This is a genomic window from Streptomyces sp. NPDC127129, from assembly GCF_042671585.1.
Lineage (GTDB): Bacteria > Actinomycetota > Actinomycetes > Streptomycetales > Streptomycetaceae > Streptomyces.
In genome coordinates this window covers 427,665-451,260 of record NZ_JBHXTV010000005.1, presented here as the reverse complement: position 1 = coordinate 451,260, position 23,596 = coordinate 427,665, and the positions used below count along the sequence as shown (strand labels likewise).

Annotated in this window: 21 protein-coding genes and 2 tRNA genes; 5 read left to right on the top strand and 18 right to left on the bottom strand. The window is 71.2% G+C overall.

What is annotated here, in order from left to right:
* Positions 1 to 79 precede the first annotated feature (79 nt).
* Positions 80 to 152: transfer RNA gene (locus ACFVGW_RS12860), tRNA-Ala, on the bottom strand.
* A 119-nt stretch (positions 153 to 271) separates the two neighbouring features.
* Here ACFVGW_RS12860 and ACFVGW_RS12855 point away from each other — a divergent pair.
* Positions 272 to 1,498, top strand: a complete 1,227-nt coding sequence (locus tag ACFVGW_RS12855) for a glycosyltransferase 87 family protein (RefSeq protein ID WP_385851973.1) — start codon at positions 272 to 274, stop codon at positions 1,496 to 1,498.
* On the opposite strand, the gene ACFVGW_RS12850 is transcribed toward ACFVGW_RS12855, so the two are convergent.
* The 3 genes from ACFVGW_RS12850 to ACFVGW_RS12840 form a co-directional block, all read right to left on the bottom strand.
* The gene (locus ACFVGW_RS12850; protein ID WP_260226316.1) at positions 1,477 to 1,710 is read right to left on the bottom strand and encodes a hypothetical protein; all 234 of its coding nucleotides are present in this window, start codon (positions 1,708 to 1,710) and stop codon (positions 1,477 to 1,479) included. The two genes, ACFVGW_RS12855 and ACFVGW_RS12850, sit on opposite strands and share 22 nt — an antisense overlap.
* Before the next feature lie 3 nt (positions 1,711 to 1,713).
* On the bottom strand, positions 1,714 to 1,929 hold the full coding sequence (locus ACFVGW_RS12845; RefSeq protein WP_383225675.1) for a hypothetical protein: 216 nt from the start codon (positions 1,927 to 1,929) through the stop codon (positions 1,714 to 1,716).
* A 72-nt stretch (positions 1,930 to 2,001) separates the two neighbouring features.
* Positions 2,002 to 3,432 (bottom strand): MFS transporter, encoded by a 1,431-nt coding sequence (locus tag ACFVGW_RS12840; RefSeq protein ID WP_385851972.1) that lies wholly within the window; start codon positions 3,430 to 3,432, stop codon positions 2,002 to 2,004.
* 94 nt (positions 3,433 to 3,526) lie between these two features.
* Here ACFVGW_RS12840 and ACFVGW_RS12835 point away from each other — a divergent pair, with 94 nt between their 5' ends.
* Complete coding sequence (locus ACFVGW_RS12835; protein ID WP_385851971.1) at positions 3,527 to 4,402, top strand: helix-turn-helix transcriptional regulator; 876 nt, start codon at positions 3,527 to 3,529, stop codon at positions 4,400 to 4,402.
* A gap of 48 nt (positions 4,403 to 4,450) precedes the next feature.
* On the opposite strand, the gene ACFVGW_RS12830 is transcribed toward ACFVGW_RS12835, so the two are convergent.
* The 6 genes from ACFVGW_RS12830 to ACFVGW_RS12805 form a co-directional block, all read right to left on the bottom strand.
* A tRNA-Ala gene (locus ACFVGW_RS12830) sits at positions 4,451 to 4,523 on the bottom strand.
* A gap of 85 nt (positions 4,524 to 4,608) precedes the next feature.
* Positions 4,609 to 5,262, bottom strand: coding sequence for a histidine phosphatase family protein (locus tag ACFVGW_RS12825; RefSeq protein ID WP_385852001.1), 654 nt, complete (start codon positions 5,260 to 5,262; stop codon positions 4,609 to 4,611).
* Positions 5,259 to 5,699: a ribosome silencing factor gene (gene rsfS / locus ACFVGW_RS12820; RefSeq protein ID WP_352187876.1), complete on the bottom strand. Its 441-nt coding sequence runs from the start codon at positions 5,697 to 5,699 to the stop codon at positions 5,259 to 5,261. Before rsfS ends, ACFVGW_RS12825 begins: the two co-directional genes overlap by 4 nt.
* An 80-nt stretch (positions 5,700 to 5,779) precedes the next feature.
* On the bottom strand, positions 5,780 to 7,492 hold the full coding sequence (locus tag ACFVGW_RS12815) for an LCP family protein (protein WP_385851970.1): 1,713 nt from the start codon (positions 7,490 to 7,492) through the stop codon (positions 5,780 to 5,782).
* A gap of 19 nt (positions 7,493 to 7,511) precedes the next feature.
* Entirely contained in the window at positions 7,512 to 8,132 is a 621-nt protein-coding gene (gene nadD, locus ACFVGW_RS12810; protein ID WP_352187874.1) for a nicotinate-nucleotide adenylyltransferase, read from the bottom strand.
* A gap of 52 nt (positions 8,133 to 8,184) precedes the next feature.
* Complete coding sequence (locus ACFVGW_RS12805; RefSeq protein WP_352187873.1) at positions 8,185 to 8,346, bottom strand: hypothetical protein; 162 nt, start codon at positions 8,344 to 8,346, stop codon at positions 8,185 to 8,187.
* A 226-nt stretch (positions 8,347 to 8,572) separates the two neighbouring features.
* On the opposite strand from ACFVGW_RS12805, the gene ACFVGW_RS12800 reads away from it, so the two are divergent.
* Positions 8,573 to 9,697, top strand: coding sequence for a M48 family metallopeptidase (locus ACFVGW_RS12800; protein ID WP_385851969.1), 1,125 nt, complete (start codon positions 8,573 to 8,575; stop codon positions 9,695 to 9,697).
* On the opposite strand, the gene ACFVGW_RS12795 is transcribed toward ACFVGW_RS12800, so the two are convergent.
* The 8 genes from ACFVGW_RS12795 to ACFVGW_RS12760 form a co-directional block, all read right to left on the bottom strand.
* The gene (locus tag ACFVGW_RS12795) at positions 9,682 to 10,764 is read right to left on the bottom strand and encodes a hypothetical protein (RefSeq protein ID WP_385851968.1); all 1,083 of its coding nucleotides are present in this window, start codon (positions 10,762 to 10,764) and stop codon (positions 9,682 to 9,684) included. The two genes, ACFVGW_RS12800 and ACFVGW_RS12795, sit on opposite strands and share 16 nt — an antisense overlap.
* 120 nt (positions 10,765 to 10,884) lie before the next feature.
* Positions 10,885 to 11,487 (bottom strand): hypothetical protein, encoded by a 603-nt coding sequence (locus ACFVGW_RS12790; RefSeq protein WP_383309998.1) that lies wholly within the window; start codon positions 11,485 to 11,487, stop codon positions 10,885 to 10,887.
* A 114-nt stretch (positions 11,488 to 11,601) separates the two neighbouring features.
* Positions 11,602 to 12,885, bottom strand: a complete 1,284-nt coding sequence (locus tag ACFVGW_RS12785; protein ID WP_383296051.1) for a glutamate-5-semialdehyde dehydrogenase — start codon at positions 12,883 to 12,885, stop codon at positions 11,602 to 11,604.
* Positions 12,886 to 13,015: 130 nt separating this feature from the next.
* Positions 13,016 to 13,495: a hypothetical protein gene (locus tag ACFVGW_RS12780; protein ID WP_383225690.1), complete on the bottom strand. Its 480-nt coding sequence runs from the start codon at positions 13,493 to 13,495 to the stop codon at positions 13,016 to 13,018.
* Positions 13,496 to 13,661: 166 nt separating this feature from the next.
* Positions 13,662 to 14,789 carry a glutamate 5-kinase gene (gene proB / locus ACFVGW_RS12775; RefSeq protein WP_352187867.1) on the bottom strand — a complete coding sequence of 376 codons (1,128 nt, stop codon included), beginning with the start codon at positions 14,787 to 14,789 and terminating at the stop codon, positions 13,662 to 13,664.
* A gap of 187 nt (positions 14,790 to 14,976) precedes the next feature.
* Positions 14,977 to 15,423 (bottom strand): GtrA family protein, encoded by a 447-nt coding sequence (locus ACFVGW_RS12770; protein WP_385851967.1) that lies wholly within the window; start codon positions 15,421 to 15,423, stop codon positions 14,977 to 14,979.
* Entirely contained in the window at positions 15,423 to 16,457 is a 1,035-nt protein-coding gene (locus tag ACFVGW_RS12765; RefSeq protein WP_385851966.1) for a glycosyltransferase family 2 protein, read from the bottom strand. The genes ACFVGW_RS12770 and ACFVGW_RS12765 overlap by 1 nt, the downstream gene beginning before the upstream one ends.
* Complete coding sequence (locus ACFVGW_RS12760; protein ID WP_385851965.1) at positions 16,454 to 19,219, bottom strand: YfhO family protein; 2,766 nt, start codon at positions 19,217 to 19,219, stop codon at positions 16,454 to 16,456. The genes ACFVGW_RS12765 and ACFVGW_RS12760 overlap by 4 nt, the downstream gene beginning before the upstream one ends.
* 345 nt (positions 19,220 to 19,564) lie before the next feature.
* Here ACFVGW_RS12760 and ACFVGW_RS12755 point away from each other — a divergent pair, with 345 nt between their 5' ends.
* The gene (locus tag ACFVGW_RS12755; protein ID WP_385851964.1) at positions 19,565 to 22,414 is read left to right on the top strand and encodes a CDP-glycerol glycerophosphotransferase family protein; all 2,850 of its coding nucleotides are present in this window, start codon (positions 19,565 to 19,567) and stop codon (positions 22,412 to 22,414) included.
* The gene (locus tag ACFVGW_RS12750; RefSeq protein ID WP_385851963.1) at positions 22,411 to 23,592 is read left to right on the top strand and encodes a glycosyltransferase; all 1,182 of its coding nucleotides are present in this window, start codon (positions 22,411 to 22,413) and stop codon (positions 23,590 to 23,592) included. Before ACFVGW_RS12755 ends, ACFVGW_RS12750 begins: the two co-directional genes overlap by 4 nt.
* Positions 23,593 to 23,596 lie beyond the last annotated feature (4 nt).

The following is a 23,596-nucleotide window of genomic DNA, read 5'->3' as shown; positions in this document are numbered from 1 at the left end:
GGGGGCGGGTTTGCCCCCGGTGCCCCCCCTCAAATTACTCCGCCTCCCCTCCTGTTCGGCGGCCCCGCTTCTCTTTCTGTGGAGCTAAGGAGAATTGAACTCCTGACCTCCTGCATGCCATGCAGGCGCTCTACCAACTGAGCTATAGCCCCTTGCTGTCCGCCTCGTCCGGGTTTCCCTCGCGGCGACAGACAGAACATTAACCGGCTCCCCGTGGGATCACCAAATCGTTTCCGGGGCGGCCCGACGGCGACGGGTAGGGTCCCCCCCTGTGACCGTGTCCGTACTCGCCCGAACCCGCGCCCGCCAGTGGCCTCTCGCCACCGCCGCGGCTGCCTGTCTCCTGTCGTTCATCGCGTTCTGGGTGGCCCAGCGGCTCGCCCACGTGAACATGCTCGACGTGATGGTCTACCGGGCGGAGGGGGAGACGGTCCGGGCCGGGGGCGACCTCTACGCGATGCGCGCCACCTCGGCGAACCTCGCCATGACCTATCCGCCCTTCGCGGGGCTGCTGTTCGTCCCGCTGACGTTCGTGGGCGTTCCGCTGATGCGGACACTGACGACCGCGGGGAACCTGCTGCTCGTACTCGCGCTGGTCCAGCTCACCCTGCAACTGGTCCGTCCGTCCCTGTCCGGGGCGCGGCTGTGGCGCGCCGCGCTGCTGGTGGCGGCGGTCGTGGTCTGGTGCGAGCCGGTGTGGACGACCCTGCGGTACGGGCAGATCAACCTGCTCATCGCCGTGGCCGTGCTGTGGGACTTCACACGCCGCGAGGGAAACCGCTGGGCGGGGGTGGGCATCGGCCTGGCGACTGCGGTGAAGCTCACACCCGGACTGTTCGTGGTGTTCCTGCTGGTCGCCGGGGTGCTCCAGTGGCGCCGTGAGAGGCGCTGGAACCAGTGGCTGCGCACGGCCGCCACGGCGACGGGGGTCTTCCTCGGGACGACCCTGGCGAGCGCGCTGGTCCTGCCGTACGACTCCAGGCGGTTCTGGACCGAGACGCTCTTCGAGACGGGGCGGGTCGGCTTCGCCGAGGAGACCGCCAACCAGTCGCTGCGTGGAGTGCTGGCCCGGCTGATGCACACCGACGACCCGGGTCTGTGGTGGCTGGTGGTCGCGGTGCTGTTCGGAGGCGCGGCGATGACGCTCGCGGTGCGGTCCGCGCTGCGCGGGGACAAGGCCCTGGCCGTCGTGGTCTGCGCGATCACGGCGCTGATGGTCAGTCCGATCTCCTGGTCCCACCACTGGGTGTGGTGCGTCCCCCTGCTCGTTCTGCTGGTGGACCGCCGTGACCAGGTGCGGCCGCGCTGGGCCGCGGGGGCGGTGGCGCTGGTCTTCGCCTCGTTCGCGCTGTGGTGGGTGCCGCACGACCCGGGCCGTCCCGAACTCGACCAGAACGTCGGTCAGATGCTGCTGTCCGCGGTCTATCCGCTGACCATGACGGTGCTCTTCGCGGGGTACGCGCTGGCGCGCCGGCGTCAGGCCGTGGCGAAGGAGTAGAACCGCTTGAGGGTGCAGTGCTCGTCGAGGAGACGGCCGTAGATCGGCTCTCCTTCGAGCTCGCGGTACGTCTCGATCGGGTCGCCCTTTATGATCAGCGCCCGCGCGCACTCCTCGCACCAGTACTGGTACTCGGCATTGACCGGATCCATGTCCCTGACGATGGGCGTACCGCTGCCGCACCAGTCGCATTTCCGCCTGTGTGCTCCCATCACTCAGCTCCAGCTGCGGCCGCAGGACGTGCACACATAGGACACTCCGCCGTTGTCACCGAGCATTTGGGCCACCTGGGCGGAACCGCACGAGGGGCAGTCGAGCCGGGATCCGGCCCCCTCGACGGCGGCGCGGACCGCGCGTGGGACCGCGTCTGGGACCGCTGCGGGCTCGGCGACGGCATGGGCCTCGGCATCCTCGGCACCACTCACGGCCAACGCGCACTCCCCTCCCGCCCGGACCCTCGTTCCCCTCCGGCCGTCCGATTCTGCCATGGCTCCGCAAGGGGGTCAGGCGGGTCGGCGTACGAGGGCGGTCGACGCGCCCAAGATCGACGCGGCGGCCAGGGCGAGAGCGCACGCCCAGAGCGCGTCGGCGGAGGCAAGTGCCCCTGGCGCGTCCAGCCGGCCGAGGAAGAGGGTGCCGAAGGTCGCCACACCGATCAGCTGGCCGAGCTGGGTCACGGTGGCGAGCAGCCCGCTCGCGTCGGCGGCGTCCTCGGGCCGTACGCCGGCCAAGGCGCCGGTCAGCGCGGGGCTGAAAGCGAGCGCGAGACCGCCGCCCATGGCGGCGAGCGCGACGTAGAGCACCCAGCCGCCGCTGCCGCCGTCCTTGAGCAGGCCCCCCACGGCAGCCGCCGCGGCCGCCGCGGCGAGGAACCCTCCGGGGATCAGGAAGCGCTGACCGCGGGCGGGCCAGCGGCGCCAGGTGAGGCCGATCGCGCCGAAGACGACGGCGGCCGGCGCGAAGGTCAGCCCGGCGCGCAGGGCGCTGTACCCGAGCCCTCCCTGCAGATGCAGGGTGATGGTGAAGAGGAACCCCGCGTTGACGGCCATCGCCGCGCCGATCCGGATCGCGGCGCGTCCGGTCCCGGGGGTGCGCAGGACGCGCGGGGAGATCAGCGGGGCGCCGCCACGGCGGGCGAGCCTCGACTCGTACGCCCCGAAGGCGGCGAGGACCACCGCGGACGCCGCGAGCGAGAGCCAGGCCCACAGCGGCCAGCCCTCCTCCTGCCCAAGGACCAGGGGGACGGTCAGGAGGGAGACGGCGGCGGCGAGCAGGACCAGGCCGGGCAGGTCGAGGGAGCGGACGCGTTCCGGTTCGGTGCGCGCGTCGGGCGGCAGGACGCGTGCGCCCAGGGCCAGCAGGGCCAGGCCGATGGGCACGTTGACGAGGAAGACCGGCCGCCAGCCGCTGCCGAACAGATCCGCGCTGACGAGCACACCGCCCGCGACCTGGCCCGCGGCGGCGCCGGTGGCGAGCACCGCGGAGTAGGCGCTGAGCGCGCGGACGCGGCCCTCCCCCGTGATGTTGCGCTGGATGAGGCTGAGCACCTGCGGGATCATCAGGGCGGCTCCGGCGCCCTGGACGATCCGGAAGGCGATCAACTGGCCCGTTCCCGCGGCCAGTCCGCAGGCGAGCGAGGCAGCGGTGAAGAGGGCGAGTCCGCCGAGGTAGGTGCGGCGGTGGCCGAGCCGGTCACCGAGGCGCGCGCCGGTGATCAGCAGGACCGCGTAGGCGATGGTGTACCCGGCGATGACCAGCTGAAGTCCCGCTCCGGAGGCGGAGAGTTCGGTACGGATGGTGGGTGCGGCGACGTTGACGATGAAGACGTCGAGCAGCGCCATGAACTGGGCGGCGAGCACCACCGCGAGCAGCAGCCGCCGGTTGTCAGTGCCGCCGTCTTTACTGAGTACGGGACGTGTTGAGGTCGTCGTCATGCCAGGCAGCGTGACGCCGATCCGATACGAGTAACGAGAGCCCGCCGATGCTGGTACTGACACCACCTGGCAACGGCGGCGGGGGGACTCGACCATGGGGGGTGTGACGATCGTGGCAACACCGACACCGCGCCGGCGCAGGCACGAGCTGGCCGCGTTCCTGCGCAGCCGCCGGGCCCGGGTGACGCCGGAGGACGTGGGCATGCCGCCGGGCCTGCGCCGTCGCACGCCCGGGCTGCGGCGCGAGGAGGTCGCCCAGCTCTCCGGCGTCGGCGTCACCTGGTACACCTGGCTGGAACAGGGACGTCCGATCAACGCCTCCGCCCAGGTGCTGGACGCGGTGGCGCGTGTCCTCCGGCTCGACCGGCCCGAGCGGGAGCATCTGTACCACCTGGCGGAGGTGCCGTTCGCGCCCGACCAGAGCACCGAGGACGTGGACGTCGTCAGCCCGGAGATCCAGGGCATCCTGGACGCCCTGGCGCCCCATCCGGCGGTCGTCTACAACAGCCGGTACGACGTGCTCGCGACCAACTCCACGTACCGGCTGCTGTTCTCCGTCCCGGAGATGAGATCACCCGGCGTCCGCAACGTCCTGTGGACGCTCTTCACGATCCCCGACGGGAACTGCCCGGTCGTCGACAAGGAGCGCGAGCTGCCGCTCATGGTCGCCCAGATGCGCGGGGCGTACGGCCGGCATGTCGGGGAGCCCGCCTGGGAGTCGTTCGTCCGGCGTCTGGCGGAGGCGAGCCCGGAGTTCGCGCGGATGTGGCGGAGCGGCGATGTCGTGCCACCCCGCAGCCAGATCAAGACCTTCCGTCACGACGCGGTGGGCGAGCTGCGGCTGACGTCGGTGTCGCTCTCGATCAACGGGATGCCGGAGTGCCGGATCGTGGCGTACACACCGAACGACGACGAGAGCCGGCGGGCCATCGAGACCATGCGCGTCCAGGAGGTGGACACCTGGGAGTGACGGAAACGACGAATCCCGCCCCCTGGTGGGGACGGGATTCGGTGACTGTGGAGCTAAGGAGAATTGAACTCCTGACCTCCTGCATGCCATGCAGGCGCTCTACCAACTGAGCTATAGCCCCTCGTGTTCTTCGCGCTCCGCGCTGCGAACAAGAAGAACTTTAGCCTGTGACCTGCCGGAAAGTGAAATCCAGGTCTGCGGGCGGCTCAGTCGTCGTCGCCGAGGACCGGCTCGGGCAGCGTGCCGGCGTTGTGCTCCATGAGCCGCCAGCCACGGGCGCCCTCGCCGAGGACGGACCAGCAGCAGTTGGAGAGCCCGCCGAGGCTCTCCCAGTGATGCGCCTCCAGGCCGAGGAGCCGTCCGATGGTGGTGCGGATCGTGCCGCCGTGGCTCACGACGACGAGCGTGCCGTCGTCGGGCAGCTTGTCGGCGTAGTCCAGGACCACCGGGGCGGCCCGGTCGGCAACCTCGGTCTCCAGCTCCCCGCCGCCCCGGCGCACGGGCTCGCCGCGCTTCCACGCGGCGTACTGCTCGCCGTACCGCACGACGATCTCGTCGTGGGTCAGCCCCTGCCACTCCCCCGCGTACGTCTCGCGCAGGGCGGAGTCGTGCGCGACGGGGTGACCGGTGAGCGCGGCCAGCTCGGCCGCGGTGGCCGCCGCCCGCTTCAGGTCGGACGCGATGATCGCGTCCGGCTTGAGCGAGGCGAGCAGCCGGGCGGACCGGCGCGCCTGGGCGACACCGGTCTCGGTCAGCTCGATGTCCGTGGAGCCCTGGAAGCGGCGCTCCAGGTTCCACGAGGTCTGACCGTGCCGCCACAGGACGATGCGGCGGCCGCTGCCGCCCCTGGTGGCGCTCAGCTCAGCTCACCGTCCGTCTCCTCGGCGGCACCCGTCAGCGCGGCGTGCTCGGCGGCCTTGCCGCGGGTCTTAAGGGCGTCCTCGGGGAGGGGAAGCTCGGGGCAGTCCTTCCAGAGCCGCTCCAGGGCGTAGAAGACCCGCTCCTCGCTGTGCTGGACGTGCACGACGATGTCGACGTAGTCCAGGAGGATCCAGCGGGCGTCGCGGTCGCCCTCACGGCGGACCGGCTTGGCGCCGAGGTCCTTGTTCAGCCGCTCCTCGATCTCGTCGACGATCGACTTGACCTGGCGGTCGTTGGGCGCGGAGGCGAGCAGGAAGGCGTCGGTGATCGACAGCACATCGCTGACGTCGTACGCGATGATGTCGTGCGCGAGCCGGTCGGCCGCCGCCTGGGCGGCGGCGTTGACGAGCTCGATGGAGCGATCCGTGGCGGTCACAAGCAGGCTTTCGTCGGCGGTCAGAGACACATCAAGGGTCTCACGTACCGCCGACCGCCCCGCAAACGATTACGAACGGGTCACTTCTTGCTCCCGGGGATCTTGTAATCCTGGCCCAGGACCACCGTGACCGCGGCGTTTCCGGCGGGCTTGCCCTTCTTGACCGCGCTCTCCGGAAGGCCGAGGGTCTCGGCCACCTCGACCGCGGTCGCCTTCTGGGCGTCGTCGCCGTACAGGACCTGCGAGCTCTTCTGCGTGTCCGCCTCGGCGCCGCCCACGAAGGCGAAGCCTCCGTTGACCAGGACGACCCTGGCGGCCTCGGTGGCGTCCTTGCCGGTCGCGTCGCGGACCGAGACGCGGACCGCGCCGCCCTGCTCGGGAGGGGTCACCTTGCCGCCGAGGATGTCCTTGACCACGCTGTCCGCCGCTCCCTCGCCGAGGGAGCCGTCCTGCTGCACCGGGAGGACCGCCGTCTTGTAGTCGCCGCCCTTGGCGTGCTTGGCCAGCCCGGCGAGCGAGGCGCCGAGGTCCTTCTCGGGCAGGGAGGGGTCGAGGATCATGACCAGCGTGGCGATCGTGTCCGCGTTGGCCTTGGGGTCGTCGGACATCTTCCGCAGCACGGCGTACATGACCTGGCCGAAGCGCTGGAGCTGTTTGGCCTCGGCCTCGCCGGGCGCGCGGTAGGTCGCGTAGGCGACGGCGGCGCGGCCGTTCAGCGTCTGATTCTCGCCCTTGGTGACGAGCGGGTCCTCGCCCTTCTTGTCGCTGGGCACGGTGACGTCGGTGGTCAGGTCGATGTTGCTGACGATCTCGACCAGGTTCTCCAGGTACGGGGTGTCCAGCCGCCAGGTGCCGGCGATCTCCGTACCGAGGAGGTTGCCGATCGACTCGCGGGTGCCGCTGGAGCCGTCGTCCTCGACGGACTTGGCGAGGGTGGTCGAGGTGCCGTCGTCGGTGGAGACGGAGAGCGCGTTCGGGAGCAGGACCGTGGTGCCCTGCCCGGTCGTCGTGTTGTCGACGAGCAGGGCGGTGGAGGTGCCGCCGCCCTTGAGGTCGTGGAGGTGGACGACGATCGTGTCGCGCTTCTGCGGGCCGGTCGCGGTGTTCTGCTTCTGCTCCTCGCTCGCGAAGCCGGGGAGCTTGCCGGCGGACCAGAGGTAGCCGACCCCGCCGACGGCGGCGAGGGCGAGGACCACGATCAGGGCGACGACCCGGTTGCGGCCCCGGCGCCGGGCCTCCTCGCGCCGCTCGGAGCGGCTCTCGGTGAACTTCAGCCAGTCGATGACGTCTTCGGAGTCCTCGTCGGGCTCCTCGATGAACGAGAACTGCTCGGTGCGGTAGTCGCGCTCGGCGCCGTCCTCCGGCGCGGAGCGCGGGCCCGGCACACCGGCCGGAGCGGCCACGGGGGCGGCCGGGGCGGGAGCGGGCGCCGCCTCGGGCTGTACGGCCCACTGCTGCCCGGTCTCGTACGGGGAGTAGCCGTAGCCCTGCTGCTGCGGGCCCTGCTGCCCGTACGGGTCGTACTGGGGCTGCTGGGACGTCTGGGGCTGCTGGGGCTGGACGGGCTGCCCGTAGGCGTCGTAGCCGTACCCCTGCTGCTGCCCGTGCTGCGGCGCCTGCGGCTGCTGCGTGGGCGGCCGGCCCTGCGGCTGCTGCTGCGCGTACGGGTCGTAGGCGTCGTACGACTGCTGTGACTGCGGTGGGACCTGCTGGTACACCGGCTGCCCGTACTCGTCGTAGCCGATGATCTGCGGCTGCGGGTAGTACGGGTCGTACGGGTTCTGATCGTTCACCGGTGCCCCTCTCCGAGGCTCACTCGCCGCGGTACAACTGGCGCTTGTCGATGTAGCGCACCACGCCGTCCGGCACCAGATACCAGACCGGGTCGCCCTGCGCGACCCTCGCCCGGCAGTCGGTGGACGAGATGGCGAGCGCGGGAACCTCGACCAGCGAGACGCCGCCCTTGGGCAGGCCGTCGTCCGTGAGGTCGTGGCCCGGCCGGGTGACGCCGATGAAGTGGGCCAGCGAGAACAGCTCCTCGGCGTCGCGCCACGTCAGGATCTGCGACAGCGCGTCGGCCCCCGTGATGAAGAAGAGGTCCGAGTCGCCGTTGAGGGAGCGCAGGTCCCGCAGGGTGTCGATCGTGTACGTCGGCCCGCCGCGGTCGATCTCGATCCGGCTGACCGAGAACTGCGGGTTGGACGCCGTGGCGATGACCGTCATCAGATAACGGTCCTCGGCCGGCGAGACGGCCTTGTGGCTCTTCTGCCACGGCTCGCCGGTCGGCACGAACACCACCTCGTCGAGGTGGAACAGGGCGGCCACCTCACTGGCGGCCACCAGGTGTCCGTGATGGATCGGGTCGAACGTTCCGCCCATCACGCCGAGTCGGCGCTTGCCGCGGCCGCCAGTAGACACTTCCTGCTCTCCCATGCGTGCAGAGCCTACTGGCACGGCAGCGGGCGCCTTCGGTCCGGTCGTCGGCTCAGCGGTCGCGGTTGAAGCGGGTGGTGATCCACAGGAGCAGCAGCAGCGCGCCGAACGCGCCGAAACCGGTGAGGTACGGGCTGAGGCTGTCGTGGTTGCCACCGTGCTCGGCGCCTTCGGCGAGCGTGACCAGGTTGACGGCGGTGCTGTGGAGGCTCATCTTCAACAGGACCTATCGATCGGGGACGGGAGCGAAGACTTCGCGCACATCGTATGCGGGCCGTCCGGGCACGCTCACGCCGACTCAGTCGTTGTCCGGGCTGTCGTACCCCGTCGCCGTCCACCGTGCCCGAGTTATCCACAGGCTCCGGTGGCGATGGACCCCAGCACCTAGGCTGGGACGCGTCAGGGGGACGAGCCAGGTCTCGTACGAACAGGGGGCATCCATGACCGAGAAGTCCGACAACGACCGGGGGAACGTGCCGAGCAGGCAGCGCAAGCGCTTCCCCGGCATCTCCTCACGCGCCTACGAGCACCCCGCGGACCGCTCGGCGCTCGTGGCTCTGCGCAAGCTCACCGGCTTCGACACGGTCTTCAAGGCCCTCAGCGCACTGCTGCCCGAGCGCAGCCTCCGACTGCTCTTCCTCTCCGACTCCGTGCGGGTGAGCGACGCCCAGTTCGCGCACCTCAACGACATGCTGCGGGACGCGTGTTACATCCTGGACCTGGAGAAGGTCCCGCCGATGTACGTCACGCAGGACCCGAAGCCGAACGCGATGTGCATCGGCCTCGACGAGCCGATCATCGTGGTCACCACGGGCCTCGTGGAGCTGCTCGACGAGGAGGAGATGCGGGCGGTCGTCGGCCACGAGGTGGGCCACGCCCTCTCCGGTCACTCCGTCTACCGCACGATCCTGCTGTTCCTCACCAGTCTGGCGGTCAAGGTCGCCTGGATCCCGCTGGGGAACGTGGCGATCATGGCGATCGTGACGGCGCTGCGGGAGTGGTTCCGCAAGTCCGAGCTGTCCGCGGACCGTGCGGGCCTCCTGGCAGGCCAGGACCTCCAGGCTTCGATGCGCGGCCTGATGAAGATCGCCGGCGGCAACCACCTGCACGAGATGAACGTGGACGCGTTCCTCGCCCAGGCCGACGAGTACGAGAAGGGCGGCGACCTGCGCGACTCCGTCCTGAAGATCCTCAACGTGCTCCCGCGCACGCACCCCTTCACCACGGTCCGGGCGGCCGAGCTGAAGAAGTGGTCCGAGACCCGGGACTACCAGCGGATCATGGACGGGCACTACCCGCGGCGGTCGGAGGACAAGGACACCTCGGTGACCGACTCCTTCCGGGAATCGGCCGGGCACTACGCCGAATCGGTGCGCACCAGCAAGGATCCGCTGATGAAGCTGGTCGGTGACATAGCCGGCGGCGCGGGCGACCTGGCGAACGACCTGGGCGGGAAGCTGCGCAACCGGTTCGGCGGCGGATCCCCGGGCACGGACGGCGGCACGGGCGGGGCTGCCGACGACGGTGGTGCCGAGGGTGCCGAGGGCGGTCAGAAGGAGGGCTGAGCGCTCGGGGCGAGGGTCCCGCAGAGCGAGGAGACGACCGGCCGGCCGGTGGCGTACGGGTCGGTGACGGCCGCCCTGCCGGGATCCGGAGCCCGCTCGCCGGCGAGCAGCGGGTGCAAGGTGCCGGACGGGTCGGTTCCGCAGGCCTGCGGACCGGCCTGGACGGTGCTGGCCAGCAGTTCGGCACGGTGCATCCGCAGGTCTTCGAGGTCGAAGCGGAAGTGCGTCTCGCGGTGCACCGTGAAGAGCGACGCCCCGCTCACGGGCCCGGCGCCCGAGGCCGCGGGCCGCAGGGCGTAGGTGAAGGTGTGGTCCGAGGTGACCTCCAGCATGTCGGTCGCCGTCTCCGCGAAGCGGAGGGTGCCCTGGACGCGGATGCCGGGCGACGCCAGGGCGACCTCGGCGGGGTCGAACCGCACCAGCCAGCCGGCGACCGCGTGGCGGCCGTCGTCGAGCGAGGCCTCGACGCTCTGGTCGAACTGCGCCAGCTGGTCGGGGTCCAGGAGCAGCCGGGCGGGCCGGACCGTCGCGCCTTTCAGGACCTCGGGATCCAGCGAGGAGGCCACGAGGTAGTCCTTGGCGATCGTCAGGGCGGCCACGACCTGGCTCTCCGAGAAGTGCGTGGTGCGTCCCGTGACCGGGAGGTTGATGCCGGCGGCGCCCGTGCGGTACTCGGCGGCGGGGCTGTGCGCGAACAGCTGGGCGGGCTCTCCGCCCGGCACGGCGCCCTGCGGGGCGAGCGGGACCATGGTGATCCGCAGCGGCTCGGCCCGCTGGTCGACGGGGGGCTGGTAGGGGTTGCGGACGCCCAGGTAGATGGCCGTACCGAACGCGAGGAGGATCAGCAGGACCAGCAGGAGGGCCTGGCGGGAGCCGCTTCTGGCCTCCCTCCAGGTGGGGCGGGAGCGCACGGCCTGGGAGTGCTCGCCCATCCGCTCCTCGGCGGAGAACTCCTGGAGCCGGGCAGCACGGACGAACGACTCGTCGAAGACGACGGATCGGTACTCGTCCTCACCACCGCCGGGGTCGGGAACCGGCCCCTCAGGCGGGTCGCCACGCCCTGCCATACCTTCAGAGTAGGTCGGACGGGGCTCGGGTAAACGCCCAGGTACACGACAAGTTCCGAAGAATTCCGACGAAACCCGCGGCTACCAGGCCACATGTCCCCAGAGCTCGGATCGCGGGGTTCAGGGCGTCCGGGGGACGGCGGGGGCGGGGGGCGCGGAGTACGCGGCGGAGGCCGAGGGCGCGGTGACCGCCGGAGGGTTCACCCGCGGCTTGTCGATGCCGGTGGTGGCGGGTGCGGGGACCTGGTCCTGCCGGTTGGCGGAGGCGCCTCGGTAGACCGCGGTGAAGGCGAGGGCGACCATGCCGACGCCCATCACGAGCGCGAGCACCCAGGCGACGGGCCGGTGCCAGCGGGCGCTGCCCCGGTACGGGCGCAGGGCGCCGCCGTGGGGGCCGTAGGGGCCGGCGTCGTCGTCGGGGTCGTCCGGGTCGTACGCGTGGCCGTAGCGGCCGCCGAGGGGGCCCGAGAGGTCGTAGCCGTCCTCATAGAGCTCGTCGTCGCCCGGTCCGCCGCCTGCCCGGGCACGGGCGGCCTCCGCCTCGGCGCGCGCCTGGGCCGCCGCGAGCAGGCGCTCCACGGCGGTCGGCTCATGGACCTCGGCGGCCCGTACGAAGTCCTCGTCGAACACCACGGTGGCGAAGTCGTCCGCGCCCCCGCGGTCGTCAGCGTTCTCAGGGTCCCTGCCGTCCGGGAACGGCTTGCCCCCCACGTCGTCCGGCACGTTTTTCAGAGTAGACCTGGGAGGTGGTTTTGGGCAGGGAGAGTGCGAACTATCCCCGCCCGTCCCGCTCCCCGATCGGCCCCCGCGGGCGGGGCCGATCGGGGGATTCGGAGGTCAGCGCGTGTGGCCGTCGCCGGTGACGATGTACTTCGTCGAGGTCAGCTCGGGCAGGCCCATGGGCCCACGGGCGTGGAGTTTCTGGGTCGAGATGCCGATCTCGGCGCCGAAGCCGAACTGGCCGCCGTCGGTGAAACGGGTGGACGCGTTGACCGCGACCGTCGTGGAGTCGACCAGCTGGGTGAAGCGGCGGGCGGCGGCCTGCGAGGTGGTGACGATCGCCTCGGTGTGGCCGGAGGACCAGAGCCGGATGTGTTCGACGGCCTTGTCGAGGGAGTCGACGACGGCGGCGGCGATGTCGTAGGAGAGGTACTCGGTCTCCCAGTCCTCCGGGGTCGCGGGGACGACGGTGGCCTTGGAGCCCTCGGCCCGGGCGAGGACCCGCTCGTCGGCGTGGACGGTGACCCCGGCGTCGGCCAGGGCGGCGAGGGCGCGGGGCAGGAAGGCGTCCGCGATGTCCCGGTGGACGAGGAGGGTCTCGGCGGCGTTGCAGACGCTGGGGCGCTGGGCCTTGGAGTTCACCAGGATGTCGACGGCCATGTCGAGGTCGGCCTGGGCGTCCACGTAGACGTGGCAGTTTCCGGTGCCGGTCTCGATGACCGGGACGGTGGACTCCTCGACGACGGTACGGATCAGGGAGGCGCCGCCGCGCGGGATGAGGACGTCGACCAGGCCACGGGCGCGCATCAGCTCCCGTACCGAGTCGCGGGACTCGCCGGGGACGAGCTGGACGGCGTCGGCCGGCAGTCCGGCGCCGCCGACGGCGTCGCGCAGGACCTTCACCAGGGCGGTGTTGGAGGAGTAGGCGGAGGACGAGCCGCGCAGGAGGACGGCGTTTCCGGCCTTGAGGCAGAGGGCGGCGGCGTCCACGGTCACGTTGGGACGGGCCTCGTAGATGATGCCGACGACACCGAGGGGGACGCGGACCTGTCGCAGGTCGATGCCGTTGGGAAGGGTCGAGCCGCGGACGACCTCGCCGACCGGGTCGGGCAGGGCGGCCACGTCGCGCACGTCGGCGGCGATGGCGCGGACCCGCTCCGGGGTGAGGGTGAGCCGGTCGATGATCGACTCGCTGGTTCCGGCCTCCCGGGCACGGGCGATGTCCTCGGCGTTCGCCTCGACGATCTCGGCGGTGCGGACCTCGAGGGCGTCCGCGATCGCCAGCAGGGCGTCGTCCTTGGCCGCGCGCGGAAGTGGCGCGATTTCGGCGGCGGCGGCGCGGGCGCGGTAGGCGGCCCGGGCGACCGGGGACAGGTTGTCGAGGGGCGTGAGCGAGGTCATGCCCGCAGGGTACTGGCACCTCTGCGGACATCCCTCACGAATGCCGTTCGCATCCCGCACTCCGAGACGGCGGTCTCGGCGGCCGCACGCGCCGCGGGAAGGGCGGCCTCAGGCCGCGGGGACGGCGCTCTCAGTACGGGTGGACCCCCACCGGGGCGGCCGGCGGGGGGCCGTAGCCTTCGGCGATGCGCTGGTGGTAGGTCTCGCGGTCGATGACCTCCAGGCCGACGATCTCCCAGGGCGGCAGCTTGGCGCTCTGCCGGTGCTCGCCCCACAGCCGCAGCGCGACCGCGGCGGCATCGTGCAGGTCACGGGCCTCTTCCCAGTAGCGGATCTCGGCGTGATCATTGGCATAGCGGCTGGTCAGCAGGAAGGGATGGTCGTGGGCCAGCTGTTCGAGACCGCGCCTGACCTCCTTCAGCGGGGCCTCGGCGCCCGAGACGCTGAGGGTGATGTGCCAGAGCTTCGAGTCGACCACCGGTCGCTCCTCGACGCGTGTCCCAGCTGTGTCGGTGTCCCGTCCCTCGTCGAAGTCGGCTCCGGCCTCGACACTGGTCAGGGCGCGTTCGGCAGTCCCGCGGGGCGGTGCCCCTGGGCGCGCTCGTCTCACCGGCGGCCTCCTGATTGATGCGTGTGGTGCTGTACCCCGCCCTTGTCTTGTCCCCGAGACAAAGTTGACCAGCCCGAGGCGGCATCTGGGGCGGTTTTGGTAAAGGTCCCTACCGGATGGCCGGTCTTTCAGCCGTTTCTCCACACGGCGCTCACGCGGCGGCGGGTCAGGGGCGGACGACGACCAGATCGTCGCGGTGGACGACCTCCCGCTCGTACTCCGGACCGAGCTCCCTGGCGAGCTCGGGCGTGGAGCGGCCGAGCATCCGGGGGATCTCCTTGGCGTCGAAGTTGACGAGTCCGCGGGCGACGGCGCGGCCGTCGGTGTCGCGCAGCTCGACCGGGTCGCCGGCCACGAACTCCCCCTCCACGGCGGCGATTCCGGCCGCGAGGAGCGACTTCTTGCCCTGGACGACGGCCCGTACCGCGCCCTCGTCCAGGGTCAGATGGCCCTGCGGGGTGGAGGCGTGGGCGAGCCAGAGCAGCCGGTCGGCGGAGCGCCGGCCGGTGCGGTGGAAGTACGTCCCGGTGTCGCGGCCGGAGAGGGCGTCGGCGGCGCGGACGGCGGAGGTGAGGACGACGGGGATGCCGGCGGCGGCGGCGATCCGGGCGGCCTCGACCTTGGTGACCATGCCGCCGGTGCCGACCCCCGCCTTGCCGGCGGAGCCGATCTCGACGTGCGCGATGTCCTCGGGGCCCGCCACCTCGGCGATCCGCGCGGAGCCGGGCTTGGCGGGGTCACCGTCGTAGAGCCCGTCGACGTCCGAGAGCAGGACGAGCAGGTCCGCGCGGACGAGATGGGCGACGAGGGCGGCGAGCCGGTCGTTGTCGCCGAAGCGGATCTCGTCCGTGGCGACGGTGTCGTTCTCGTTGACGACCGGCAGGGCGCCCATGGCGAGGAGCTGGTCGAGGGTCCGGTAGGCGTTGCGGTAGTGCGCGCGCCGGCTGGTGTCGTCGGTGGTGAGCAGCACCTGCCCGACCCGTACGCCGTAGCGGGCGAAGGAGGCGGTGTAGCGGGCGACGAGCAGGCCCTGGCCGACGCTGGCGGCGGCCTGCTGGCGGGCGAGGTCCTTGGGTCTGCGGGTGAGGCCGAGCGGGGCGAGACCGGCGGCGATGGCGCCGGAGGAGACCAGCACGATCTCCTTCTCGCCGCCGCTGCGGACCTTGGCGAGGGCGTCGACGAGGGCGTCGACCCGGTCGGCGTCCAGGCCGCCGGACGCGGTGGTGAGCGAGGAGGAGCCGACCTTGACGACGATCCTGCGGGCTTCCGTCACGAACTGCCTTGCCTCTGTCACCTGTACCGCCGTCACCTGCGTCGCCCTCATCCGGATGTCTGCCAGGCAATCTACGCGAGCCGGGACGGACGGCGCCCGTCCATTCCGCTGAGTGGAACGGCCGGGCGGCGCGTGCGCGCGACGATCCGAAGCCGCCACGCCCGGCCCGCCCGCCACTCCCGACATGCCCGGCCCGCCCGGCCCGCCGTCAGCGTGTGGCGACGGAGTCCGACCCGACGCCGGCGTCACCGGCGGGGCCCGTGGCGTCCGACTGCGCCTTCCGTCCGCCGGGCACGAGGATCTTCTTCGCCAGCAGATAGGTGAACGGGATGGCGACGACGGCCGCGACCAGCGGCGCGATCCGGTCGTCCATCCCGGCCCACGTCACCAGGGCGTACAGGCCGACGCTCTGCACCAGGTAGTTGGTGAGGTTGGTGAGCGGGAAGAGCGCGAACTTCTTCCAGGTGGGCCTGGTGCGGTAGGTGAAGTAGGTGTTCAGGAAGAACGAACCGACCATGCTGAGCACGAAGGCGATGGAGTAGGCGGCGAAGTACGGCATCCAGGGGTGCAGCAGCAGGTAGCAGCCGTAGAAGGTCCCCGTGTTGATACCGCCCACCACGCCGAAGCGGACGATCTGTCCGAGCTGACCGCGCATCACATCTCCCGTTCGGTCGCCGCGACGCGGGCGCGGCTGCCGTCCCGGCGGCCCGCGGCATAGGCACCGGCGCCGGCACCGGCGCTTCCGGCGATGGGGCGGCGCGTCGTGGAGCGGTCGGTCTCCTTGACGAGGAAGTGCGGCCGGCGCTTGGTCTCGTAGTAGATCCGGCCGATGTACTCGCCGATCAGCCCCAGCATGATCATCTGCACGCCGCCGAGCCCGACGATGATCGCGACCAGGGTGACATAACCCGGGGCGCTGACGCCCTGGGTCAGGGCGGCCACGACGATCCACATCGCGTACAGCGCGGCGAGACCCGTGAGCGTGAGACCGAGCCAGATCGCGATGCGCAGGGGCCGGTTGTTGAAGGAGATCAGCCCGTCCATGCCGTAGTTGAGCAGGGAGCTGAACTTCCACTTCGTCTCGCCGGCCTCACGCGCGGCGTTCTGGTAGTCGAAGGTGACGGTGTCGAAGCCGATCCAGGAGAAGAGCCCCTTGGAGAAGCGGTTGTACTCGGGGAGCGACAGCAACGCGTCCACGGCAGAGCGGGAGAGCAGGCGGAAGTCGCCGACGCCGTCGGTCAGTTCGACGTCGATCCACTTGTTGACACCGCGGTAGTAGAGCCGGCTCAGGGCGCTGCGGAGCCTCTTGTCGCCCTCGCGGGTGCGCCGGGCGATGATCTGCTCGTGGCCCAGTTCGTGGAGTTCGAGCATCCGCTGGATGAGTTCCGGCGGGTGCTGGAGGTCCGCGTCCATGATCACGACGGCGTCGCCGGTGGCCTCGCGGAGCCCGGCGAGCATGGCGGCCTCCTTGCCGAAGTTCCGGCTGAAGGATACGTAACGGGTCTCCTTCTCGAACTCGGCGGCGATGGCGCGCAGTCGGAGGAAGGTGCCGTCCCCGCTTCCGTCGTCGACGTAGCAGATCTCGTACGCGACGGGCAGGGCGCCCAGCACCTCACGGATGCGGGTGTCGAACTGGTCGATCACCGCTTCCTCGTTGTAGCAGGGGACAACGACGGACAACTTGATCATGAACGTTGGCTCCTGAACGACGAGCGCGATCTACGGGACGGGTCGGACGGACGGGATGCGGGTGTGGTGCGGGTACGGAGCAGGTGGGCGGCGGTGACGGCGAGCAGCAGCGCCGCCGCGGCCCCGCTCGCGGCGAGCCCGAGCCGCAGCCCGGGGGTGCGGTAGGAACAGGCGAGCCGCGAGGCGCCGTCGCCGAGCTCCACGGCGATGAGGCCGCCGAGCGTGCGCGGCACGCGGGCGGGGCCGCCGTCGACGGCGCACAGCCAGCCGGGGGTGGCGGGCACGGAGAGCACCGCGGTCCCGGCCGTACCGGGCGCGAACGCGGCACGGATGCCGTGGCCGGAGGAGTTCACGCGGTCGGGGCCGGTGGCGCGCAGCTGCCGCACGCTCCGGTCGAGCGCGGCGCGGTCGAGGCAGCCGACGGCGCTCTCCGGGATGTACTGGCGCTGCGCCGAGTGGACCCTGACCGCGACCCGGCCGTCGGCGGGGACGGTCCCGAGGCGGTACAGCGGGTTGCTGGTCATGGGGTACTTGCCGGCGGGCCGGAGGGTCGTGCCGAGGGCGTCGACCCGCCCGCGCAGCCAGGGCGCGTACCAGTACGCCTCCGAGCCGGGGGCGCAGACGGCGGTGAAGGTCGTACCGCCGCGCTGCGCCGCACGGCCCGCACCGCCCGCACCGCCCGCACCGTCCGCACGGCCCGCACCGCCCGCACCGTCCGCGCCGTCCGCACCACCGCGCTGCGCCGCACCGCCCGCGCCGTCCGCACCGTCCGCACCGTCCGCACCGCCCGCACCGCCCGCACCGCCGCGCTGCGCCGCACCGCCCGCGCCGTCCGCGCCGCCCGCACCGTCCGCGCCGAGTGGCCAGCCGTGACCCGGCACCGGCCGGGGGCCACCACCGCTCCGGGCGAGCGTGGGCACGTCGTAGACGCGCGCGCCCAGCACCCGTTCCTGGCGGGAGAAGAGCGAGACGTCGCGGACGGTCCCATCGAGGGGCGTGCCGGCCGGTCGCAGCGTGACGACGGGCGGGGCGAGGGCCGAGCGCCGGACGAAGCCGTCGGGTCCGGCGTCCGGTTCGAGGTAGGTGCTCACGCCCATGACGGCGCGGCCGACCGGGTCGTCGAAGCTGCGCGTGTGGCGCCCCTGGACGTACCAGCCGGCGCCGAGCCGGTGCAGGGCGTCGGCGGTGACCGCCGGGAGGTAGCTGCTGTAGTAGCCGCCGCCCTGCCCGGCGAGCAGCATCGGGTCGTTGGACGCGAACGAGTGCGGGCCGGGGTCGGTACGGCTCGCGGGCCACGCGTCCGCCGCCTTCAACTGCCCGTAGGCGGCGAGCGCCTGGCTGTCGAAGGTGCGCTTGGGCTTCCACCACTCGATGGCGTCGCGGATCCGTGTCGTGGACAGGACGGTGTACGCGGAGGACAGGAAGACGGCCCCGGCCAGGGCCACCGTGAGGCCGATGCGCACGCGGCGGTCGCCTCGGAAGCGGTCCAGCGCCAGGAGCAGACCGAGAAGGACGAGGCCGCCGGCGGCCAGGATCCACGGTCCCGTCGTCATGTACGCGGTGGTGCTCACGCTGAGGACCAGCACGAGCACCAGGGCACCGCCGCGGAGCAGTTCGGGGAGGCGGGGCCGCCGTGCGAGCGCCAGCCAGGCCACGCAGACCAGCACGGCCGTGAGGGCGATCGAGGCGCGGTAGGGGCTGCCGTTGGGCATGGCCAGTCCGTGCCAGAGCAGGATCGTGGGCTTCCAGACCAGGGAGCCGGCCATCAGCGCGACCAGGGCGAGCCAGGCGACCCGCTCCCTGCGCGGCGCGCGGCGGACGAAGGGGTAGGTGGCGACGAGGAGCAGGGCGAGCATGCCGACGGAGATGTGCGGCACACGCCCGACGAGGCCGCCCGGGATCAGGTGCGCCAGGTAGTCGAGGGGCGCGGGCGGGCCCTGATAGACGGCCTCGGGAGCGGGCTGGGAGACCTTGCTGGCCTTGAGGCCGACGGTCAGCACGGGCGCGGCGAGCAGGATCCCGACGCCGGTCATGGAGGCGGCCCGCCCGGCCACGCGCAGCCGCTCCCCCACGGGCCGCTCGTCGAGGAGCACCCGTACCAGCAGGATCAGGGCCATGCCGATCGTGGCCATCGCGGCGGTGTAGAAGTTGCCGGCCCAGCAGACCGTCACGAGGAGCGCGCCGGTCACCCAGCGGCGGCGGCGCAGACACCAGTCGTAGGCGATGCCGAGGAGCGGGAGGGCGACAAGCCCCCACATCCACATGGGATCGGAGAATCCGTCCGAGATCATCCACGCGCTCAGTCCGAATCCGACCGAGAGCAGGGCGCGCAGCCAGGGACTTCCCTCGTGGAGCCGGCCGAGAAAGACGGTCATGAGCGCGGCGGCGAGACCGACGCTGAACAGCGTCACCAGAAACACGGGGAACTCGACACTGTGCCGGGGAAAGATCCCGACCAGCCACGAGAACGGGTTCATCAGATAAGTGAAGAAGTCGGCGAGAAAGGGCGTGCCGTATCCGCTGGCCCAATTGAAGAGGAGATCACCATGGGCTTCGCCGTGCATCAGGTCCCAGAGGCGCGCGTGGAACGGCACGAACTGATTGCCGAGGTCGTTCACCGCGCGGGATCTGCCGCCGAAGGGATAGGTGCCGTGCACGGCCATGGCGAGGCAGTACGCCGCCATGGCGGTCGCGGCGGCGAACCAGGGCGCGGTCCGCCGCGCCCTGAGGTCTCTGGCGAGCGCCGGCCCGGTCCGCGTCACCCCTGGAGAGGAATCGTCTCCTCGCCGGCCGGCGCCCTTCTCAAGCGAGGGATTCAGCACGGCGGACATCCCTGAATTCCGAACTCCTGGTCGACATTCGAACGGCCCGTCACTTTCCCTCGTCCATTTATGCACAAACAGGTTATGACCCGATGCGCACACTTCTCCCGGAAGAGGACGGAGCCGATAGGGTTGCCCCTTAAAAATCGACGAATCCGATCGCGGAGCGCCCCGTCGTCCGGGCGCGGACCCCCACCCGGACGCCTCCCATCACATCGGACCGTCGGAAAGTGAACGCGAGGTGCCGTCGAGGCAGCCTGCGCACGAAAATGGATCGAGGTGCCAGTGCCTGACGTCTCAGTGATCGTCATCGCCTACAACGACGCGGAGCGTCTCCCGACGGCCGTGCGATCGGTGTTGGACCAGACACTGCGGAGCGTCGAGGTCGTGATCGTCGACGACTGCAGCGGGGACCGCACCTTCCAGGTCGCCCAGGAACTGGCAGCCGCCCAGCCGGAGCGGGTCCGGGCCTACCGGCTGCCGGAGAACAGCGGCGCGGGCGGAGAGCCGCGGAACGTCGGCATCGGCCACGCACGCGGCCGGTACGTGATGTTCCTGGACAGCGACGACGTCCTGGAGCGCAACGCCTGCCGCAACATGGTGGCGGCCGCCGAGGAGACCGGCGCCGACCTGGTCTCGGGCCTGTGCGTGCGCCTCACCAAGGACACCGCGCGCGAGAAGCGCAACGAGTGGTACCCGTGGCTCTACTCGGCGACCCGCACCCTGGAGTCCGTCACCGAGCTGCCCGACCTGTTCGTCTGGGACACGCTCTCCACGAACAAGTGCTACCGCCGCGACTTCCTCCTCGACAACGGACTCCGCTTCCCCAAGGGGATGTTCTACGAGGACCTGATGTTCGTCGCCGACGCCTACCTGGCGGCGAAGAAGATCACCCTCATCCCCAACCAGGTCTACTTCTGGCACGTCTACGAGCAGGCCGAGGTCAAGTCGGTCACCAACAGCCGCCACGACATGGTGAACTACCGGCACCGGCTGGAGATCCACCGCCGGATCGACGCGCTCCTCGACCGGCACGGCCTGGAGGAGCTGCGGGCCGCCAAGGACGTCAAGTTCCTCAAGCACGACCTCGTCCTCCATCTGCGTGATCTTCCGTTCCGGGACGAGGCCTACCGCCGCGAGTTCGCCGAGCTGTCCCGGCCGTACCTCCAGGGCCTGGACCGCGAGGCGTACGGCAAGGCGGCCAAGATCCAGGCGATCTGCGCGTACCTCCTGGAGAAGGGCGACTGGGAGAACCTGCTGCCCGCCGTGGACACCCTGATCCACCGCGACAAGGTCTCCTCACCGCTCGCCCGGCGCGACGGCCGGGTCTACTGGTGCGCCGAGCACCTCGACGACGCGTTCGGCCGCGAGGTGCTCGACGTCACCGAACTCGGCTACCACCAGAAGCCGATCGACAAGCTGTTCCTGCGCAACGAACTCACCTCCTACACGGAGTCCGGCGGAACCGCACGCCTCGCCGGCCGGATCACCAACCCGCTGGGGATCGTGGCGCCCGGGGACACCCTCACCGCCGAGCTGGAGTTCCGCGCCCGCCGCCGCAGCCTGCGGACGTACCTCTTCCCCGTCACCTCGCTCCGCCACGACGGCGAGACGGTCCACTGGGAGACCGAGGCCGACATCGGCTCGACGCTCCGCCCCCTCGGCGTCATCGACCCGGTGTGGGACGTCCGCGTCGTCCTCCGGGCGGGCGGCGTGCGTACACGGACCCGGCTCACCGTCGACCATCACGAGCTGGGCGGTGGAGCGCTCCCCGTCACGCCACGGCTGACGCGGCTGGTGGGCGACCGCATGGAGCCCCACCCCACCGCCAAGGGTCATCTCGCCTTCCGGCTCGTCTCGTCCAAGGGCGACAGCGACCGGATCGAGGAGTTCGTCCAGCGCGGACTGCAGGGAAAGCCGGGACAGCTCGCCAAGTCCGGCCTGCGCCGGGCCAGGGCGCTGCGCAAGACCCTCACCTCCGGCGAGACGAAGCTGCGGCTGTACCACGAGGTGTACAGCCGGCTGCCCGTGAAGAAGCGGACGGTCGTCTTCGAGAGCCAGCTGGGCAAGCAGTACAGCGACAGCCCCCGCGCGATCTACGAGGAGATGCGCCGCCAGGGCCTGGACTTCCACGCGGTCTGGTCGTACGCCGGAACGCCCCAGGACTTCCCCGCGGGCGCACAGCTCGTACGCCGCTGGTCGCTGCCGTACCTCAAGGCGCTGGCCCGCGCCGAGTTCTGGATCGACAACCAGAGCTATCCGCTGAAGCTGGCGAAACGGCCCGAGACGACGTACATCCAGACCTGGCACGGCTCCGCGCTCAAGAAGATGGGGTTCGACCAGCCGCAGCTCAAGGCGCAGACCCGGCAGCAGCAGGAGGCGCAGCAGACCCATCTCGACCGCTTCGACCACTTCCTGGTCCGGTCGGAGCACGACGTACGCACCCTCGCCAAGGCCTTCCGGCTTCAGGACCGGACGCTGCTGCGCTCCGGCTACCCGCGCAACGACGTGCTGGTCCGGGCCCGGCAGCGCGAGGAGGAGGCGGGACACCGGGTGCGCGGCCCGCTCGCCGAGAAGCTCGGCATCCCCGCGGACAGGACCGTGCTGCTGTACGCGCCGACCTTCCGCACCACGGGCCGGGCCAGCCGCTTCGCGCTCCCCTTCGACGTGGAGCGCTTCGCCGAGGAGTTCGGCGACCGCTGCGTCCTGCTGGTGCGGGCCCACTACTTCAACCACGTGGTGCTGCCGCCCGACGTCGAGGGCAAGGTCGTCGACGTCTCCTCCGAGCACGACGTGATGCCGCTGATGGAGCTCGCCGACGCGCTGATCACGGACTACTCCTCCGTGATGTTCGACTACGCGCTGCTCGACCGGCCGATGCTCTTCTTCGCGTACGACTACGAGGCGTACGTCCACGAGGACCGCGGCACGTACTTCGACCTGCTGGAGCACGCGCCGGGACCGGTCCTGCGGACGGAGGACGAGCTGTACGCCTCGCTGCGGAACCTCGAGTCCGAGGGCCAGGAGTACTGCGACGCGCGCAAGCGCTTCGTGGCCGAGTTCGGCGAGTACGACCAGGGCGACGCCGCACGCTCGATCGTCCAGAAGTTCTTCTCCGGGTGGAGCCGTCGATGACCGACACGAGGGAAGCAGCGACCGGGACGACGACCAGGGACATCGTCCTCGTCTCCAACAGCGTCGACGAGGTCGGCGGCATCACCAGCTGGTCGCACCAGATGGCCCGGCTCTTCAGCGAGCGCGGCCACGCGGTCCATGTGGTCGGCATCGTCCCCGCCCCCGAGGAGCGGCGCGCCGACCTCGGCGCCGATCTGCCCTACCGGACGACGACGCTGTACGACACCCATCCGCCGGTCCTGAAGCCGCGTCGCGGTGTCAGGGGCAGGCTCGACCTCGTCGAGCGGGGGCGCAGGGCCTCGCGCGCCTCGGGCATGCGCAGGGAGGCGGCGAAGCTCACGGCGATCCTGCGCTCCGTGCGCCCGGGCTCCGTCGTCGTCGTGACGCAGGTCTGGGCGATGGAGTGGGTGGCCCTCGCGGACACCACGGGGCTGCGGGTGATCGGCATGAGCCACGAGTCCTTCCAGACGTGCCGTGCCTCGTCGCGCTTCCAGCGGGTCAAGCGCTACTACCAGGACGTCGACCGGATGCTGACGCTGACGCGCGAGGACGCGGACCTGTGGATCCGGCAGCGCTTCGACCACGTCGGCGCCATGCCGAACCCGCTGCCGTTCTTCCCCGACGAGCCCTCCCCGCGCACCGCCAAGGCGGTCGTCGGCATCGCCCGGCTGCACGAGGAGAAGGGCATCGACCTGCTCCTGGACGCCTGGTCCGAAGTCGCACCCCGGCATCCGGACTGGGTCCTGCGGATCTACGGCTCCGGCGACGAGGAGGCCGCGCTGAAGGCGCAGTCGGAACGGCTCGGGCTGGCGGGCTCCGTGGCGTGGATGGGGCGTACGGACGACGTGCCGGGCGCCCTGCGGGGCGCGTCGCTCTTCGCGCTCTCCTCGCGGGGCGAAGGTCTGCCCCTCACCCTGATGGAGGCGATGGCGACGGGTGTGCCCTGTGTCGCCTTCGACGTGGCCCCGGGTGTCCGCGAGATCGTCGAGCACGGTGAGAACGGTCTGGTGGTACCGCCGGGCAACACGGGTGAGTTCGCGCGCAGGCTGGACGAGCTGATCTCCGACAAGGAGCTGCGCGACCGGATGGGCGAGCGGGCCCGCGTCGACATCCAGCGGTTTTCGACGGACGAGATCGTGGCGCGCTGGGAGTACCTCTTCGCCCTGCTGGACCGCTAGGAGG

Excerpts from the sequence above, each read along its gene's own strand:
- ACFVGW_RS12850 (WP_260226316.1), bottom strand. The coding sequence starts at position 1,710 with ATGGGAGCACACAGGCGGAAATGCGACTGGTGCGGCAGCGGTACGCCC.
- ACFVGW_RS12840 (WP_385851972.1), bottom strand. The coding sequence starts at position 3,432 with ATGACGACGACCTCAACACGTCCCGTACTCAGTAAAGACGGCGGCACT.
- ACFVGW_RS12835 (WP_385851971.1), top strand. The coding sequence starts at position 3,527 with ATGGGGGGTGTGACGATCGTGGCAACACCGACACCGCGCCGGCGCAGG.
- nadD (WP_352187874.1), bottom strand. The coding sequence starts at position 8,132 with ATGGGAGAGCAGGAAGTGTCTACTGGCGGCCGCGGCAAGCGCCGACTC.
- ACFVGW_RS12805 (WP_352187873.1), bottom strand. The coding sequence starts at position 8,346 with ATGAGCCTCCACAGCACCGCCGTCAACCTGGTCACGCTCGCCGAAGGC.
- ACFVGW_RS12800 (WP_385851969.1), top strand. The coding sequence starts at position 8,573 with ATGACCGAGAAGTCCGACAACGACCGGGGGAACGTGCCGAGCAGGCAG.
- ACFVGW_RS12795 (WP_385851968.1), bottom strand. The coding sequence starts at position 10,764 with ATGGCAGGGCGTGGCGACCCGCCTGAGGGGCCGGTTCCCGACCCCGGC.
- ACFVGW_RS12785 (WP_383296051.1), bottom strand. The coding sequence starts at position 12,885 with ATGACCTCGCTCACGCCCCTCGACAACCTGTCCCCGGTCGCCCGGGCC.
- ACFVGW_RS12770 (WP_385851967.1), bottom strand. The coding sequence starts at position 15,423 with ATGCGCGGTCAGCTCGGACAGATCGTCCGCTTCGGCGTGGTGGGCGGT.
- ACFVGW_RS12765 (WP_385851966.1), bottom strand. The coding sequence starts at position 16,457 with ATGATCAAGTTGTCCGTCGTTGTCCCCTGCTACAACGAGGAAGCGGTG.
- ACFVGW_RS12750 (WP_385851963.1), top strand. The coding sequence starts at position 22,411 with ATGACCGACACGAGGGAAGCAGCGACCGGGACGACGACCAGGGACATC.